The organism is Pseudomonas oryzihabitans (assembly GCF_032027545.1).
In the GTDB taxonomy this organism is placed as follows: Bacteria; Pseudomonadota; Gammaproteobacteria; order Pseudomonadales; family Pseudomonadaceae; genus Chryseomonas; species Chryseomonas oryzihabitans_F.
Window position 1 is genome coordinate 317,532 of the sequence record NZ_JAVSJB010000006.1, and the last position, 16,573, is coordinate 334,104.

Here is a 16,573-nt window from a genome sequence, read left to right on the forward strand (position 1 = left end):
AGCGGAGTAGAGCATGGCTGCACCTGAACGTTATCGGTTGGCCCTTGGCCGCCTGCTGGACCTGACCCTGGCCGGCCGCGAGCCGACCGAGAAGATTCAATTGACCGCCGACGGTACCCGTCTCCACTGGCTGACCGAGGGCGTCCTGGAAGTGACGCCGCCGGTGGCGCGGGACAATGGCATGGACCTGCTGCTCTCGGCCGGCATCCATGGCAACGAAACGGCGCCCATGGAGTTGCTGGACGACCTGCTCGGCGCCATCGCCAGTGGTGCCCTGCGCCCGGCCAGTCGCCTGCTGTTCATGTTCGGCAATCCCGACGCCATGCGGCGGGGTACCCGCTATCTGGAACAGGATCTCAACCGCCTGTTCAATGGTCGCCATGCCCAGGCCGAAGGCCCCGAAGCCCAGCGCGCCAATGATCTCGAGCGCCTGTCCGCGCAATTCTTCAGCAAGCCCGACCGTGCCCGCCTGCACTACGACCTGCACACCGCCTTGCGCGCCTCGGCGCTGCCGCGCTTCGCCCTCTATCCCTGGAGCGCCGGTCGCCAGCATTCCGAAGCCGAGCTGCAGCGCCTCGAAGCCGCGGGCATCGAAGCCGTGCTGCTCTACGACAAACCCGGCATCACCTTCAGTGCCTACACCTACGCCGAATGCCAGGCCGAGGCCCTGACCCTGGAGCTGGGCCAGGCGCGGCCCTTCGGCGAGAACAGCGAACTGGACCTGAGTCGCCTGCGGCTGATGCTCGAGGCGCTGATCGAAGGCCGCGAAGCCGAATTGCCGCCACCCGAGTCGTCGCTGCTGCGCTTTCGCGTGGCACGCCAGGTGTACAAGTCCAGCTCGCGCTTCCAGCTGCACCTGGCGGACGACGTGGCGAACTTCTCGCCGCTGCGCCAGGGTTCGCTGCTGGCCGAGGATGGCAGCGAGCGCTGGGTCGTCGACGAAGCCGACGCCCGCATCATCTTCCCCAATCCCAAGGTCGCCGTCGGCCTGCGGGCCGGACTCATCGTAGTCCCAGCATAAGAGCCTGTTCAAAGGCTGCTGCGCGTCGGCCAAACCGCGTTGAAAATGGCTTCGGAATGCTCATTTACTACTTGTAAACTCCGCTTCCTCAGCCATTTTCGCCTTGTCTGGCTCTAGCTTGCGAGCCTTTGAATAGGCTCTAAGAGGCATTGCATGATCGACCTGCGCAGCGACACCGTCACCCGTCCCACCCAGGCGATGCGCCAGGCCATGCTGGATGCCGAGGTCGGGGACGACGTCTATGGCGAAGATCCCACCGTCACCCGTCTGGAGCAGCGGCTCGCCGGCGATTTCGGCCTGGCGGCCGGACTCTTCGTGCCCAGCGGTACCATGAGCAATCTGCTCGGGCTGCTGGCGCACTGTGAACGCGGCGATGAGTACCTGGTCGGTCAGCAAGCCCATACCTACAAGTACGAAGGCGGTGGTGCCGCCGTGCTCGGCTCGATCCAGCCGCAGCCGATCGAGATGGCCGCCGACGGCAGCCTGGATCTCGACCTGGTGCGTAGCTACATCAAGGCCGACGATTTCCACTTCGCTCGTACCCGCCTGCTGGCATTGGAAAACACCATGCACGGCAAGGTGCTGCCGCTGGCCTATCTCGCCGCGGCGCGGGCCTTCACCCGGGAGCACGGCCTGGCGCTGCACCTGGACGGCGCGCGGCTGTACAACGCCGCGGTCAAGCTGGGCGTGCCCGTGGGCGAGGTAACCCGGCATTTCGACTCGGTATCGGTCTGCCTGTCCAAGGGCCTCGGTGCCCCGGTCGGCTCGGTACTCTGCGGGGATGCCGCGCTCATCGCCAAGGCGCGGCGCTGGCGCAAGGTGGTCGGCGGCGGCATGCGCCAGGCCGGCCTACTGGCGGCGGCAGGTCTCCATGCCCTCGATCACCACGTCGAGCGTTTGGCCGAGGATCATGCCCACGCCGCGCAACTCGGCGCGGCCCTGGCCGGGCTCGGCTACCCGGTGGAGCCGGTGCAGACCAACATGGTCTATCTCGCCATGGGCGACGGGGCACCTGCCCTGCAGGCCTTCCTCGCCGAACGCGGCATCCGCATCAGCCCGGCACCGCGGCTGCGGCTGGTCACCCATCTGGACGTCAGCGCCGGCGATATCGAGGCGGTGATCGCCGCTTTCGCCGCCTACCGTCGTCACTAGTCCCGGCGACGACGTTTTTTCCTGCGCAACCGGGCGACACCGGGGCGCGGGCGTCGATATACTCCCGAACATGCGTGTCCGTTTTCCGCACGTGCCGCGTCTGCGGCGCCCGCTCCGTTCGTCTCGTCTGCGATCCAATCGGATGCCCGTCACGCGCGTCGAAAAGCCCATTGTCTGGAATGAATATGAAAAGCGCCGAAATCCGTGAAGCCTTCCTCCGCTTCTTCGAAGAGAAGGGGCACACCCGCGTCGCCTCCAGTTCGCTGATCCCCGCGAACGACCCGACCCTGTTGTTCACCAATGCCGGGATGAACCAGTTCAAGGACTGCTTCCTGGGCATGGAAAAGCGCAGCTACACCCGCGCCGCCACCAGCCAGAAATGCGTGCGCGCCGGCGGCAAGCACAATGACCTGGAAAACGTCGGCTACACGGCGCGCCACCACACCTTCTTCGAGATGCTGGGCAACTTCAGCTTCGGCGACTACTTCAAGCGCGACGCCATCCATTTCGCCTGGGAATTCCTCACCTCGCCGAATTGGCTGGGCCTGCCCCGGGAAAAGCTCTGGGTCACCGTCTATGCCACCGATGACGAGGCCTACGACATCTGGACCAAGGAAGTCGGGGTGCCCGAGGCGCAGATGGTGCGCATCGGCGACAACAAGGGCGCGCCCTACGCTTCGGACAACTTCTGGACCATGGGCGATACCGGTCCCTGCGGCCCCTGCACCGAGATCTTCTTCGACCACGGTCCCGAGATCTGGGGTGGCCCGCCCGGCTCGCCGGAAGAGGACGGCGATCGCTATATCGAGATCTGGAACAACGTCTTCATGCAGTTCAACCGCACCGCCGACGGCGTCCTGCATCCGCTGCCGGCGCCCAGCGTCGACACCGGCATGGGCCTGGAGCGAGTGAGCGCCGTGCTGCAGCACGTGCATTCGAACTACGAGATCGACCTGTTCCAGAACCTGCTGGCGGCCTCCGCCGAGGCCATCGGCTGCGCCAACGACGACGCCCCGTCGCTCAAGGTGGTGGCCGACCACATCCGCTCCTGCAGCTTCCTGATCGCCGACGGCGTGCTGCCGTCCAACGAAGGCCGCGGTTACGTGCTGCGCCGCATCATTCGCCGCGCCTGCCGCCACGGCAACAAGCTGGGTGCCAAGGGCACCTTCTTCCACAAGATCGTCGGCGCCCTGGTGGCCGAGATGGGCCAGGCCTATCCCGAGCTGGTCCAGCAGCAGGCCCACATCGAGCGCGTGCTGCGCACCGAGGAAGAGCAATTCGCCAAGACCCTGGAGCAGGGCCTGAAGATCCTCGAGCAGGATCTGGCGCAACTCCAGGGCGACACCATCCCCGGCGACGTGGTGTTCAAGCTCTACGACACCTACGGCTTCCCGGTGGACCTGACCAACGACATCGCCCGCGAGCGCAACCTGACCCTCGACGAGGAAGGCTTCGAGCGCGAGATGGAGGCCCAGCGCGAACGCGCCCGTTCCGCCAGTGCCTTCGGCGTCGACTACAACAGCCTGGTCAAGGTCGAGGGCGAGACTCGTTTCCTCGGCTACGATACCACCAGCGCCTCGGGCACCATCGTCGCCCTGTACCGCGCCGGCCAACCGGTGGACAGCCTGGCCCAGGGCGAGGAGGGCGTGGTCATCCTCGACCAGACGCCCTTCTATGGCGAGTCCGGCGGCCAGGTCGGCGATACCGGTACCCTGGAGAGCGCCGGCGTCGGCTTCGCTGTGCGCGATACCACCAAGACCCAGGGCGCCTTCCTGCACCACGGCGTGGTGACCAAGGGCAGCCTCAACGTCGGCACCGCGCTGATGGCCCAGGTCGACGCCGGCCGCCGCCAGGGCATCGCCCTGAACCACTCCGGCACCCACCTGCTGCACGCGGCGCTGCGCCAGGTGCTGGGCGATCACGTCCACCAGAAGGGCTCCCTGGTCAACGACCAGCGCCTGAGATTCGACTTCAGCCACTTCGAGGCCATCAAGCCCGAAGAACTCAAGCGCATCGAGGCCATCGTCAACGAAGAGATCCGCAAGAACAGCGCCGTGACCACCGAAGTCATGGCCATCGACGAAGCCAAGGCCCGGGGCGCCATGGCGCTGTTCGGCGAAAAGTACGGCGACGTGGTGCGCGTGGTCGGCATGGGCGGTGAATTCTCCGTCGAGCTGTGCGGCGGCACCCATGTGGCCCAGACCGGCGACATCGGCCTGCTCAAGCTGGTCAGCGAAGGCGGCGTGGCCTCCGGCGTGCGCCGCGTGGAAGCCATCACCGGCACCGCGGCCCTGGCCTACCTCAACGGCGCCGAGGAGCAGCTGCGCGAAGCCGCCAGCCTGCTCAAGGGCAGTCGCGACAACGTGCTGGACAAGCTGGCCGCCCTGGTCGAGCGCAATCGTCAGCTGGAAAAGGAAGTCGAGCAGTTGAAGGCCAAGGCCGCCAGCGCGTCCGCCGGTGACCTGGTCGACCAAGCCGTGGACATCAAGGGCGCCAAGGTCCTGGCCGCGCGCTTGGACGGCCTCGACGGCAAGGCGCTGCTGGCGCTGGTCGACCAGCTCAAGAACAAGCTGGGCAGCGGCATCATCCTGCTGGGCGGCGAAGCCGACGGCAAGGTGGTGCTGGTGGCCGGGGTCACCGCCGACCTCACCGCCAAGCTCAAGGCCGGCGAGCTGATGAAGCGCGCCGCGGCCGTGGTCGGTGGCAAGGGTGGCGGTCGTCCGGACATGGCCCAAGGCGGCGGCAGCGATGCCAGCCAACTCGAGGCAGCCCTGGCCTGTGCTGGCCAGTATGCCGAGGAAACCCTCTAGGGCGGCTCAGGGGCGCCGGGGAGGCTGCCCCGGCGCCTCAGCTAACACTATGAATCAGATTTTTCTGCGGACGGGCAGCAAGCAATGGCATTGATCGTACAGAAATTCGGCGGTACCTCGGTGGGTACGGTGGAGCGTATCGAGCAGGTCGCCGACAAGGTGAAACGTTTCCATGAAGCGGGCGACGAGATCGTGGTGGTGGTGTCGGCCATGAGTGGCGAGACCAACCGCCTGATCGGCCTGGCCAAGCAGATCATGGAGCAACCCGATCCGCGAGAGCTGGACGTCATGGTCTCCACCGGCGAACAGGTCACCATCGGCCTGCTGGCCATGGCGCTGCTCAAGCGCGGCGTCCAGGCGGTGTCCTATACCGGCAGCCAGGTACGCATCCTCACCGACAGTGCCCATACCAAGGCGCGTATCCAGCAGATCGACGACGCTCGCATCCGCGCCGATCTCAAGGCGCGCAAGGTCGTGGTCGTGGCTGGCTTCCAGGGCGTCGACGAGCAGGGCAACATCACTACCCTGGGCCGGGGTGGCTCCGACACCACCGGCGTGGCCCTGGCGGCCGCACTGAAGGCCGACGAGTGCCAGATCTACACCGACGTCGACGGCGTCTACACCACCGACCCCCGCGTGGTGCCCCAGGCCCAGCGCCTGGACAAGATCACCTTCGAGGAGATGCTGGAAATGGCCAGCCTCGGCTCCAAGGTGCTGCAGATCCGCTCGGTGGAATTCGCCGGCAAGTACAACGTGCCGCTGCGCGTGCTGCACAGCTTCCAGGAGGGTCCGGGCACTCTCATTACCCTTGATGAAGAGGAATCCATGGAACAGCCGATCATCTCCGGCATCGCCTTCAACCGTGACGAAGCCAAGCTCACCATCCGCGGTGTGCCGGATACTCCCGGCGTGGCCTTCAAGATCCTCGGCCCGATCAGTGCCGCCAACATCGAAGTCGACATGATCGTGCAGAACGTGGCGCACGATAACACCACCGACTTTACCTTCACCGTGCACCGTAACGACTACCAGAGCGCCCTGGAGATCCTCAAGCGCACCGGCGTCGAGATCGGCGCGCGGGAGTCGGTGGGCGACACCAAGATCGCCAAGGTCTCCATCGTCGGCGTCGGCATGAGATCCCATGCCGGCGTGGCCAGCCAGATGTTCGAAGCCCTGGCCAAGGAGAGCATCAACATCCAGATGATCTCCACCTCCGAGATCAAGGTGTCGGTGGTCATCGAGGAGAAATACCTCGAGCTGGCCGTGCGTGCGTTGCACACCGCCTTCGAACTCGACGCCCCGGCACGCGGCGCCGAGTGATCATGAAGCGAGGCCCCTGCCACAGGGGCTTCATCTATCGCCCGGGCTGCGGAACTTTCCTTGCATGAATGCAGGTCAATAGCGACTAGAGGGTCCATTCAGGGATCGTTCCGAGTTTTTCGTGCAGACTGGATTCAAAGCTAAAGGAGAATGGAATGCTTATTTTGACTCGTCGGGTTGGTGAGACCTTGATGGTGGGTGACGAAGTCACCGTGACGGTACTGGGAGTCAAGGGCAACCAAGTCCGGATCGGCGTCAACGCGCCCAAGGAAGTCGCGGTTCATCGCGAGGAAATCTACCAGCGCATCCAGAAGGAAAAGGACCAAGAACCAAACCACTGATTTTTTTTGAATTTTTCTCTTTGCAAATGGGCAAACCTTCGATATAGTTTCGCCCCGTTGCGGTGAGGTGGCCGAGTGGCCGAAGGCGCTCCCCTGCTAAGGGAGTACACCTCAAAAGGGTGTCGAGGGTTCGAATCCCTCCCTCACCGCCATTTGCAAGACCTGGCTCCGCGGTACTGACCTAAAGAGGTAAGTACCTGATAAACAAGCAAATTTGCTTGACATGTCAGAAGCGGTAGCTAGAATACACGGCTTCAACGCACTCGTAGCTCAGCTGGATAGAGTACTCGGCTACGAACCGAGCGGTCGGAGGTTCGAATCCTCCCGAGTGCGCCAAATCGACGAAGCCTCTGGCTTCAGCAGTACCAGCGGTGTTCTGGCTAAACGCACCGAAACGCACTCGTAGCTCAGCTGGATAGAGTACTCGGCTACGAACCGAGCGGTCGGAGGTTCGAATCCTCCCGAGTGCGCCAAACATGAAGAAGGGCCTGCAGCGATGCAGGCCCTTTTTTATTGCCCATGGATTAAGGTTTATTGCTGCAGATCCCATGGATCTAGGTTTATTGGCCGTGCGGTCTATAGCCTGGTGTTTATTGTCTGGGCTCGGCCCGATAGCCACGGCCAATGAATTCTTCGAAGCGCCACCTTGCCTTTATCCGAATATTGCATTGCCAGTGAGGGTCGCATCATGCAGTGGGACAGACCCGCTCCCCATCTCATGCCACTGCGCATCGATGCCGAGCACATCGACGGCCTGGGGCACGCCAACAACGCTGCCTACGTCACCTGGCTGGAGCGATGCGCCTGGCAGCACTCCAGCGCCCTGGGGCTGGATCTCGCGACCTTCCAGCGGCTGGATCGGGCGATGGCCGTCATCCGCCACGAGATCGACTACCTCGTCAGCGGCCGCCAGGATGACGAGCTGCTGTTGGGTACCTGGCTGGTGGACTGGGATCGCCGCCTGCGCATGACGCGCCAGTTCCAGCTGCAGCGTCCGGCCGATGGCGTGACCCTGCTGCGTGCCCGGACGACCTTCGTCTGCATCGAGCTGTCGTCCGGCAAGCCAAAGCGCATGCCGGCCGAGTTCCTGGCCGGTTACGGCCAGGCCCTGCCAGGGGAGGGGGTCTGACCATGGAGATCGCCCTGGCACCCATGGAGGGCCTCGTCGACGACATCCTGCGCGAGTTGCTGACCGAAGTCGGTGGACTCGACTGGTGCGTGAGCGAATTCATTCGCGTCTGTGACCGCCTGCTGCCTGCGGCGGCCTTCGCCAAGCTGGCGCCGGAACTTGCGCAGGGCGCACGGACGCCCTCGGGTACGCCCATGCGGGTGCAGCTGCTGGGCTCCGACCCGGCTTGCCTCGCCGACAACGCCGCCTTCGCCTGCACCCTGGGTGCGCCGGTGATCGATCTCAACTTCGGCTGCCCGGCCAAGACCGTCAACAAGTCCCGTGGCGGGGCGGTGCTGCTCAAGGAGCCGGAGCTGCTCAACCGCATTGTCGAGAGCGTGCGCCAGGCCGTTCCGGCGCACATTCCGGTCACCGCCAAGATGCGCCTGGGCTATGACAGCCCGAACGCCGCCCTGGCCTGCGCCGAGGCCCTGGCGGCCGGGGGCGCGGCGCAACTGGTGGTCCATGCGCGGACCAAGGTGGAGGGTTATCGGCCGCCGGCACATTGGGAGTGGGTAGCGCGGGTCGCCGACCGGGTAGCCGTACCGGTGCTGGCCAATGGCGAGATCTGGACCCTGGACGACTACTGGCGCTGCCGCAGCGTCAGTGGCCAGGCCTCGGTGATGCTGGGTCGTGGCCTGGTATCGCGCCCTGACCTGGCGGTGCAGATCGCCGCTGCCGTGCGCGGTGGGGAGGCGCGCCCCCTTGGCTGGGCCGAGATCCTGCCGCTGCTGCAGCGGTTCTGGCTGATGGCCCGGCGCAAGCTGGCACCGCGCTACGCGCCAGGGCGACTCAAGCAATGGCTGGGGATGCTGACGCGCAGTTATCCCGAGGCTGTGGCGCTGTTCGCCCAGGTGCGGCGCGAGTCCGATTGCGCCCTGATTGATCGCCTGCTTGGCCTGCAAGAACCAAGTCCCGCCAATCTTGATCTCGATCAATACGCGCCCGCGCAGGTGGTCTAGGCTGCCAAGGGTGGTGACGGCGGAGCGTCGTCGCCGCGAGCACGCAAGGCAATTCAGGCGACCCCGGGTCGCCTTTTTTTCGTCTGCGGCACCGGCCGGAACTTAGCCTGCGCAGCGCGGCCTATGCTGGACTCCCGGCAATCCAAGAACCTAAGTGCGCCTACCCTGGACGGTCTTTCTGGCACCTTCGCCCGCGGCGCTCGTCTTCGCCGGCAAGACCCTGTTCGCCGCCGGTCTGGCGCTCTGGCTGGCCTTTCGCTTCAGTCTCGAACAACCGGTCTGGGCCTGCATGACGGTGATGATCGTCTCCCAGCCGCTGTCGGGCATGGTGCTGGCCAAGGGATTGTTCCGCCTGCTCGGTACCCTGGTCGGCACCTGCATGGCGGTGGTGCTCATGGGGCTGTTCGCCCAGACGCCCTGGCTGTTCCTGCTGGCCCTGGCCGGCTGGATGGCGCTCTGTACGGCCGCTTCCACGCTACTGCGCAATCACTTCGCCTATGGCTTCGTGCTGGCCGGCTATACGGTCGCCATCATCGGCCTGCCCGCCATCGCCCAGCCGCTGACGGTGTTCGACCAGGCGGTGGCCCGCTGCACCGAGATCTGCCTGGGTATCGTCGTGGCCTCGGCGGTGAGTGCGCTGTTCTGGCCGCAACGGGTGGAGCAGAATCTGGCCGTCCAGGCACGCCGCACCTGGGAGCAGGGCGTGGCTGCCGCCCGGGCGGAGCTGGCCGAGGCCCAGGATGCCACCCAGGGGCTGCTGGCCATGCTCGGCCAGGTGGTGGCGGTGGATGCCCAGCGCGATCACGCCTGGTTCGAAGGCCAGCGCGGCCGGCAGCGCGCCAGGGCGTTGCGGCTGCTGTCGCGGGACCTGCTCAGCCTGCTGCGGACCGCTCGCGGCGCCATGCGCCAGTGGCGTGGCCTGGACGAGCCGCGGAGGGCCGTCCTGCAGCCCTGGCGCGACGAACTGCTCACGACCCTGGCCGACCCCCAGGCCCTTGCTCTGGAAGCCCTCCTGCAGCGTCTGCGAGAGGCTGCCGGCACCTCGCCGCAACTCGACAACGACCAGCGCTACCTGCTGGCCCGTTTCGCCATCCTGCTGGACAAGATCCTGCTCGCCGGGCGCGCCCTGGACAGCGTCCATACGGCCCGGCTCAGCGCCGTGGCGCCCTCGGCCCTGGCTCGCCATCGCGATGTCCAGACGGCGCTGCTCTATGGCCTGCGCAGCGCCTGTGCGTTGCTGGCCGTGGGGGTGTTCTGGCTGGCCAGTGCCTGGCCGTCCGCGCCAGGCGCCATGCTGATGGCCGGCGTCATCTGCAGCCTGTTCGCCAATCGCGACAACGCCGCCGCCATCGGCCTCGGTTTCCTGCGCGGTATCCTCTATGCCGCACCGGTCGCCATCCTCATCAGCCAGGTGCTGCTGCCGCAGATTTCCGGCTATCCCTTGCTGTGCCTGGTGCTGGGGGTGCCGCTGTTCTTTGCCGCCCTGGGGATGGCCGGGCCTCCCAGCGTGGTGGGAACCGCGACGGCTTTCGCCATCCATCTGCTGGTGCTGGTTTCGCCCAACAACCACGGCCAGGTGGAGATGGGCGCCTTGCTCAACCAGCTGCAGAGTCTGCTGATCGGCGTCGGTTCGGCCGTGCTCATGTTCCGCCTGATCAGTCTGCGCACGCCGCGGCGCACCAGTCGCCGCATCTTGGAAGCCACCACCTACGACCTGCAGCGGCTGACCACGGTCCCCCTGGCCAATGCCGAGACCTGGTTCGGCGGGCGGATGGCGGATCGCCTGTTGCTGCTGGCGCGGCATATCGAGCAGTTGTCCGCCGGTGAACGCGGCCGCTGGGAGCAGGGGCTGCTGGCGCTCGATCTGGGCAACGAGCTGCTGCACCTGCGAGCCTGCCTGGCGGGTGCGCAGGGCGAAGTGGCACGGGCGCGGGATGCCTTTCTCGGGCGCTTTGCCGAGCAACTGGCGGTGGGCTTCGGCGCCTTGCAGCCTGACGCCCTGGACGAGGCAGCGAGTCGCCTACGCCTGACCCTGGACGGGGCGCCGGACGATGAGCCCCATCGGCTCGCCCGCGGCGCCATCGGTCAACTCCAGCAGACCTGGCGCGGCTGTTGTCTGAAGGCGGAGCAGGAGGAGGGTACCTATGAATCTGCATGAATGGGCGATCGGTGGGGTCTACCTCGGGCCGCTGTTCGTCTACGGCGTCCTGGCCCTGCTCCTGACCGCGCTGTCCCTGTGGCTGCTGCAGCGCAGCGGGCTGGGACGCTACCTGTGGCATAGCGCCCTGTTCGGCTGCGCCCTGTTCGTGCTCTGGCTGACCGGCATCGTCGCCGTCCTGGCCACCTGAGCTGACCTGACAAGAGGATCGAGACGGCGATGCACAAGACCCTGCGTGTGGCGATAACCTTGGTCGTGGTACTGCTCGCGGTGCTGGCCGGCACCTGGCTGTGGCATTTCTATCTCTATACACCCTGGACACGTGATGCACGGGTGCGCGCCGATGTGGTGGTGGTCGCGCCCGACGTGTCCGGCTGGGTCACCCGCCTGGCGGTGATGGACAACCAGCTGGTGAAGCCCGGGGACCTGCTGCTGCAGATCGACCAGCAGCGCTACCAGGCCAATCTGGACCACGCCAAGGCGGTGGCCGAGACCCGCCAGCAGCAGCTGCGCCTGCGCGAGAGCGAGGCCGCCCGCCGTCAGCGGCTGGGCACCAGCGCCATCAGCGCCGAGGATCGCGAGACGGCCCAGGTCAATGTCGCCGTGGCCCGCAGCCAGTATCAGGAGGCCCTGAGCGACGTCAACCTGGCGCAGATCAACCTGGACCGCAGCCGGGTGCTGGCACCGCGTGAAGGTCGCATCACCAACCTCAGATTCGCCGAAGGCAACTACGTGCAGACCGGCCAGGCGGTGATGGCCCTGGTGGATACCCGGTCCTTCTACGTCATGGCCTATTTCGAGGAAACCAAGATTCCCCATATCCATCCGGGTGACGCGGTGCGGGTACGGTTGATGAATCACGCCGCACCGCTGCAGGGGCGGGTGGCGAGCATCAGCAGCGGCATCACCGATCGCAATGCGGCCAGCGATGCCCAGCTGCTGGCCAACGTCGAGCCGACCTTCAACTGGGTACGCCTGGCCCAGCGCATCCCGGTGCGCATCGAATTGCTGGACGTTCCGCCCGAGATCCACCTCAGCGCCGGCATGACCGCCAGCGTATCGGTGCTCGATGGCGAGGGTCATCATCCGCTGCAGGGCTGGCGCGGGCTCTGGGATTACTGAAAGCCTCGAATGGGGTTGAACAGTCACCGAGCGAAGGCGAGGCAAGGCGCAACGACCAACTTGAGTAACAGCCAACGACTGGCCTGTAGGGTGAGCGTCAGCGAATCAGATTCGCGAGGAAGCGGACCGGGCTCGCGCTCGAGTCTACGAGTGGCAAATGAGCATTCCGAGCGAATTTCCAACGCGGCATGACCGAGCGCAGGCCCTTTTCAGTACGACTAAAGTCGTCTGGAAGCCTTACCGGGCGCGCCTAGAGTAGAGTTCGACGCTCCCGTCATGCTGTAAGGAACAACAATAATGAATGACAGCACCTACCGGCGGATTGAAGCCAGTCCGCGTTTCCAAGAGCTGGTGACCAAGCGCGGACGCTTCGCCTGGACGCTCTCCGCCATCATGCTCGGACTCTATTCCGCCTTCATCCTCCTGATCGCCTTCGCCCCCAAGGTCCTCGGCACCCGTATCCATGCGGAGACCGCCATGACCTGGGGCATTCCCCTGGGCGTCGGTCTGATCCTTTCGGCCTTCATCCTGACCGGTATCTATGTACGCCGGGCCAATGGCGAATTCGATCGTCTCAACGCGGAAATCCTCCGGGAGGTGCAGCCATGAGACGTCTTTCCCTGGTTGCCACACTGCTGGCCCTTTCGCCTTCGCTCTGGGCCGCCGATGCCATCAGCGGCGCAGTCCAGCGCCAACCCCTGAACGTCTCCGCCATCCTGATGTTCGTGGTCTTCGTCGGCGCCACCCTGGGCATCACCTACTGGGCCTCCAAACGCAATCGCTCCGCCGCCGACTACTACGCCGCCGGTGGGCGCATCACCGGTTTCCAGAACGGCCTGGCGATCGCCGGTGACTACATGTCGGCCGCCTCCTTCCTGGGCATTTCCGCCCTGGTGTTCACCTCCGGCTACGACGGCCTGATCTACTCCATCGGCTTCCTGGTGGGCTGGCCGATCATCCTGTTCCTGATCGCCGAGCGCCTGCGCAACCTGGGCAAGTACACCTTCGCCGACGTGGCGTCCTATCGCCTCAAGCAAAAGGACATCCGTACCCTGTCCGCCTGCGGCTCCCTGGTGGTGGTCGCCCTCTACCTGATCGCCCAGATGGTCGGTGCCGGCAAGCTGATCCAGCTGCTGTTCGGCCTGGACTACAGCATCGCCGTGGTGCTGGTGGGCATCCTCATGGTGCTCTATGTACTCTTCGGCGGCATGCTGGCCACCACCTGGGTACAGATCATCAAGGCGGTGCTGCTGCTGTCCGGTGCCAGCTTCATGGCCTTCATGGTGATGAAGCACGTCGGCTTCGACTTCAACCGCCTGTTCGCCGAAGCCATCGCCGTGCACCCGAAGGGCGAGGCCATCATGAGTCCCGGCGGTCTGGTGAAGGATCCGATCTCGGCCTTCTCCCTGGGTCTGGCGCTGATGTTCGGCACCGCCGGCCTGCCGCACATCCTGATGCGCTTCTTCACCGTCAGCGACGCCAAGGAAGCCCGCAAGAGCGTGTTCTACGCCACCGGTTTCATCGGCTACTTCTACATCCTGACCTTCATCATCGGCTTCGGTGCCATCCTGCTGGTCAGCACCAACCCGGCCTTCAAGGACGCCGCCGGCGCCCTGCTGGGCGGCAACAACATGGCCGCGGTGCACCTGGCCAACGCCGTGGGTGGCAGCATCTTCCTCGGCTTCATCTCGGCGGTGGCCTTCGCCACCATCCTGGCGGTGGTGGCTGGCCTGACCCTGGCTGGTGCCTCGGCGGTCTCCCATGACCTCTATGCCAGCGTGATCAAGCAGGGCAAGGCCAACGAGAAGGACGAGATCCGCGTTTCCAAGATGACCACCGTCGCCCTGGGCGTGGTCGCCATCGCCCTGGGTATCCTCTTCGAGAAGCAGAACATCGCCTTCATGGTGGGCCTGGCGTTCTCCATCGCCGCCAGCTGCAACTTCCCCATCCTGCTGCTCTCGATGTACTGGAAGCGCCTGACCACCCGCGGCGCCATGATCGGTGGCTGGCTCGGCCTGATCACCGCAGTGGCCCTGATGGTGCTCGGCCCGACCATCTGGGTGACCATCCTTGGTCATGCCAAGCCGATCTACCCCTATGAATACCCGGCGCTGTTCTCCATCGCCGTGGCCTTCATCGGTATCTGGTTCTTCTCCATCACCGACAAGTCGGCGGCGGCCGAGGAAGAGCGTGCGCGCTTCTACCCGCAGTTCGTCAGATCCCAGACGGGCCTGGGTGCCAGCGGTGCCGTCGCTCACTGACGGTCTGTCCCGTTAGGCCAAAGCCCGGATCGAACCATCGATCCGGGCTTTTCATTGGAGTTGGGAAAGGTCGGACTTAATAATTCGTCGACCCGGCCAGACCGGCGGGATTTTTCGACAGTCATGACAGGTCCATGGAATAAGCCCATCGCTTCGTATCCTGATATGACGACGATGGTCGATTCCTGGACTTCTTGGAGAATGGCAGATGACTCTCTCGACCATCCTGGTTCTGGTGCTGCTGGTCCTGCTCATCGGCGGACTTCCGGTGTTTCCGCACTCGCGTAGCTGGGGTTACGGCCCGTCCGGTATCGTGGGCGCCATCCTGGTCGTCCTGCTGGTGCTGCTGCTCTTGGGCATGATCTAGCGCCGCGGCAGGCAGCAGAAATGCCCTGAAAAGGTGCGCGCGACAAAGTTCTTGCCCATTGCGGTGCATCGCGGTAACGTCAGCTTTCCGGCCTGCCTTGCCGAGTGTTGTAGACAAAACGGGAGCCTGTGCGAACAGGCTCCCGTTTTGTTTTGCGCCTCGTAACGCTTGAAAGAGCGTAGCGAACGGTGGCCGGGCGAATACGCGCGGCGCGCCGGGCTCGCGCACCAGTGCAGGCGCCCGTCTGGCAGGCGCGCGGTAGTCTGGTCCGCCGCGCTCAGTTGGCGACGCTACCGTCCTGGCGACTGCGCAGATAGAGATCCAGCACCACTTCGTCCAGGATCGACGAGGCGCCCCAGGGGCGGTTGCTGTTGAGAATAGCCACTACTACCCAGTTCCGGGCATTGGCGTCCCGCACGAAGCCCGCCAGGGCCCGTACGTTGTTCAGGGTACCGGTCTTCATGTGCGCCTGGCCGGTCAGCGGCGAGTTCTTCATGCGCTTGCGCAGGGTCCCATCCATGCCGGCCAGTGGCAGGGAGGCGATGAATTCCGGCCCATAGGGGCTCTGCCAGGCCGATCTGAGGATTTCGGCCATCTCCCGGGCGCTCACCCGCTCGGTGCGCGACAACCCCGAGCCGTTCTCCATGATCAGGTGGCTGGCATTGATGCCCTTGCGCGCCAGCCATTGGCGAATCACCCGTAGCGCCGCCTTGCCGTCGTCCGCATCCGCCGAGGTGCGGAATTGCGCGCCGATGGAGAGGAACAGCTGCTGGGCCATGGTGTTGTTGCTGTACTTGTTGATGTCGCGAATGATCTCCACCACGTCCGGGGAGAAAGCCCGCGCCAGCAGCTCGGCGTTGCGCGGCACGCTGCCCTCTCGGGTGCGGCCCTTGATGCTGCCGCCCAGTTCCTGCCAGATGGCCCGCACGGCGCCGGCGGTGTAGGCGGGGTGATCCAGCAGGGAGAGATAGCTCTGGGCGTTGCAGCCGTCCGGCAACTGGCCGCTGACCACCAGGCTGGTGCTGCCATCGGCCTGAGGCACCGGATTGAAGCGCACGTCCGGCCAGGCCGGGCAGCCGCTCTTGGCGGTGGCGCGCATCTGGTTGTCGATGTTGACGTTGGTCAGCGGCGGGTCCATGGAGACGCTGACCCGGCCATCCGCCGAGCGCACCACCATACGTACCGATTTCAGGTTCACCAGTAGCGAGTCCGGGCCGACCAGGAAGGTCTTGTTCTCGTCTTCGCCATCGTCGTTGAAGGCCGGCAATTCGGGCTTCACGAAGCGCCCGCGATCGAGCACCAGGTCACCGGTGACTTCCAGCACGCCGTTGGCACGCAGGTCGCGCATGAGCAGCCAGAGCCGCTCCATGTTCAGCTTGGGATCGCCACCGCCCTTGAGATAGAGGTTGCCGTTGAGGATGCCGTCCTTGAGGGTGCCGTCGGTGTAGAACTCGGTCTTCCACTGGTAGGTGGGGCCGAGCAATTCCAAGGCGGCATAGGTGGTAATCAGCTTCATGGTCGACGCCGGATTCACCGAGACGTCAGCGTTGTAGTAGTCGTTCTCGCCCGGCCCGTCGAGGGGCAGCATCACCAGCGACAGATCGCTGCCGGGGATCTTGTTGGTCTGCATGGCCTTCTCGATCCGCGGGGGCAGGAAGGAGGTATCGGCATTGACGGGCAAGGAAAAGCCCAGGGCGCAGCAGCTCAGCAGCAGGCCCAGGGAGCGGAAGGGATTTCGCATGGGAACACACACCTTTGCAGGGTACCGGCCGAGATGGAGAGGAAAGGGGCCGGTAGACGTCGGAGTGTGGGCATTATGCAGTAAGGAGGGAGGAACGAGCCAACCCCGCAGGACGCGGTGCGGACAAAGAAACGACCGCCGTGGCGGTCG

14 protein-coding genes and 3 tRNA genes are annotated in these 16,573 nt (G+C 65.2%); 16 read left to right on the forward strand and 1 reads right to left on the reverse strand.

The window, feature by feature from the left end; genetic code table 11:
• Positions 1–13 precede the first annotated feature (13 nt).
• The 16 genes from astE to RND78_RS13075 all read left to right on the forward strand — a co-directional run bounded on the left by astE (position 14) and on the right by RND78_RS13075 (position 14,682).
• Positions 14–1,021, forward strand: coding sequence for a succinylglutamate desuccinylase (astE, locus tag RND78_RS13000; RefSeq protein ID WP_312729284.1), 1,008 nt, complete (start codon positions 14–16; stop codon positions 1,019–1,021).
• A 153-nt stretch (positions 1,022–1,174) separates the two neighbouring features.
• Positions 1,175–2,173, forward strand: a complete 999-nt coding sequence (ltaE, locus tag RND78_RS13005) for a low-specificity L-threonine aldolase (RefSeq protein ID WP_312729285.1) — start codon at positions 1,175–1,177, stop codon at positions 2,171–2,173.
• A gap of 185 nt (positions 2,174–2,358) precedes the next feature.
• Positions 2,359–4,983 carry an alanine--tRNA ligase gene (gene alaS, locus RND78_RS13010; RefSeq protein ID WP_312729286.1) on the forward strand — a complete coding sequence of 875 codons (2,625 nt, stop codon included), beginning with the start codon at positions 2,359–2,361 and terminating at the stop codon, positions 4,981–4,983.
• A gap of 84 nt (positions 4,984–5,067) precedes the next feature.
• Positions 5,068–6,303, forward strand: coding sequence for an aspartate kinase (locus RND78_RS13015; protein WP_059227222.1), 1,236 nt, complete (start codon positions 5,068–5,070; stop codon positions 6,301–6,303).
• A gap of 155 nt (positions 6,304–6,458) precedes the next feature.
• Positions 6,459–6,644: a carbon storage regulator CsrA gene (gene csrA / locus RND78_RS13020; protein ID WP_007159101.1), complete on the forward strand. Its 186-nt coding sequence runs from the start codon at positions 6,459–6,461 to the stop codon at positions 6,642–6,644.
• Positions 6,645–6,705: 61 nt separating this feature from the next.
• Positions 6,706–6,796 (forward strand) — tRNA-Ser (locus RND78_RS13025).
• A 107-nt stretch (positions 6,797–6,903) separates the two neighbouring features.
• Positions 6,904–6,980 (forward strand) — tRNA-Arg (locus RND78_RS13030).
• 60 nt (positions 6,981–7,040) lie between these two features.
• Positions 7,041–7,117 (forward strand) — tRNA-Arg (locus RND78_RS13035).
• Positions 7,118–7,332: 215 nt separating this feature from the next.
• Positions 7,333–7,773 carry a thioesterase family protein gene (locus RND78_RS13040; RefSeq protein WP_312729288.1) on the forward strand — a complete coding sequence of 147 codons (441 nt, stop codon included), beginning with the start codon at positions 7,333–7,335 and terminating at the stop codon, positions 7,771–7,773.
• A gap of 2 nt (positions 7,774–7,775) precedes the next feature.
• Complete coding sequence (locus RND78_RS13045) at positions 7,776–8,774, forward strand: tRNA dihydrouridine synthase (protein WP_312729290.1); 999 nt, start codon at positions 7,776–7,778, stop codon at positions 8,772–8,774.
• A 154-nt stretch (positions 8,775–8,928) separates the two neighbouring features.
• Positions 8,929–10,932, forward strand: coding sequence for an FUSC family protein (locus RND78_RS13050; protein ID WP_312729291.1), 2,004 nt, complete (start codon positions 8,929–8,931; stop codon positions 10,930–10,932).
• Positions 10,919–11,122 carry a DUF1656 domain-containing protein gene (locus tag RND78_RS13055; protein WP_312729292.1) on the forward strand — a complete coding sequence of 68 codons (204 nt, stop codon included), beginning with the start codon at positions 10,919–10,921 and terminating at the stop codon, positions 11,120–11,122. Before RND78_RS13050 ends, RND78_RS13055 begins: the two co-directional genes overlap by 14 nt.
• Before the next feature lie 29 nt (positions 11,123–11,151).
• Complete coding sequence (locus RND78_RS13060) at positions 11,152–12,054, forward strand: HlyD family secretion protein (RefSeq protein WP_312729293.1); 903 nt, start codon at positions 11,152–11,154, stop codon at positions 12,052–12,054.
• A gap of 297 nt (positions 12,055–12,351) precedes the next feature.
• Entirely contained in the window at positions 12,352–12,663 is a 312-nt protein-coding gene (locus RND78_RS13065) for a DUF485 domain-containing protein (protein ID WP_059227234.1), read from the forward strand.
• Positions 12,660–14,315 carry a cation acetate symporter gene (locus RND78_RS13070; protein ID WP_312729294.1) on the forward strand — a complete coding sequence of 552 codons (1,656 nt, stop codon included), beginning with the start codon at positions 12,660–12,662 and terminating at the stop codon, positions 14,313–14,315. The genes RND78_RS13065 and RND78_RS13070 overlap by 4 nt, the downstream gene beginning before the upstream one ends.
• A 208-nt stretch (positions 14,316–14,523) precedes the next feature.
• The gene (locus tag RND78_RS13075; protein WP_007159093.1) at positions 14,524–14,682 is read left to right on the forward strand and encodes a DUF3309 family protein; all 159 of its coding nucleotides are present in this window, start codon (positions 14,524–14,526) and stop codon (positions 14,680–14,682) included.
• A 277-nt stretch (positions 14,683–14,959) separates the two neighbouring features.
• Here RND78_RS13075 and dacB read toward each other — a convergent pair whose 3' ends face one another.
• A complete protein-coding gene (dacB, locus tag RND78_RS13080) occupies positions 14,960–16,423 on the reverse strand; it encodes a D-alanyl-D-alanine carboxypeptidase/D-alanyl-D-alanine-endopeptidase (protein WP_312729297.1) in 1,464 nt (487 codons plus the stop codon).
• Between the last annotated feature and the right edge of the window lie 150 nt (positions 16,424–16,573).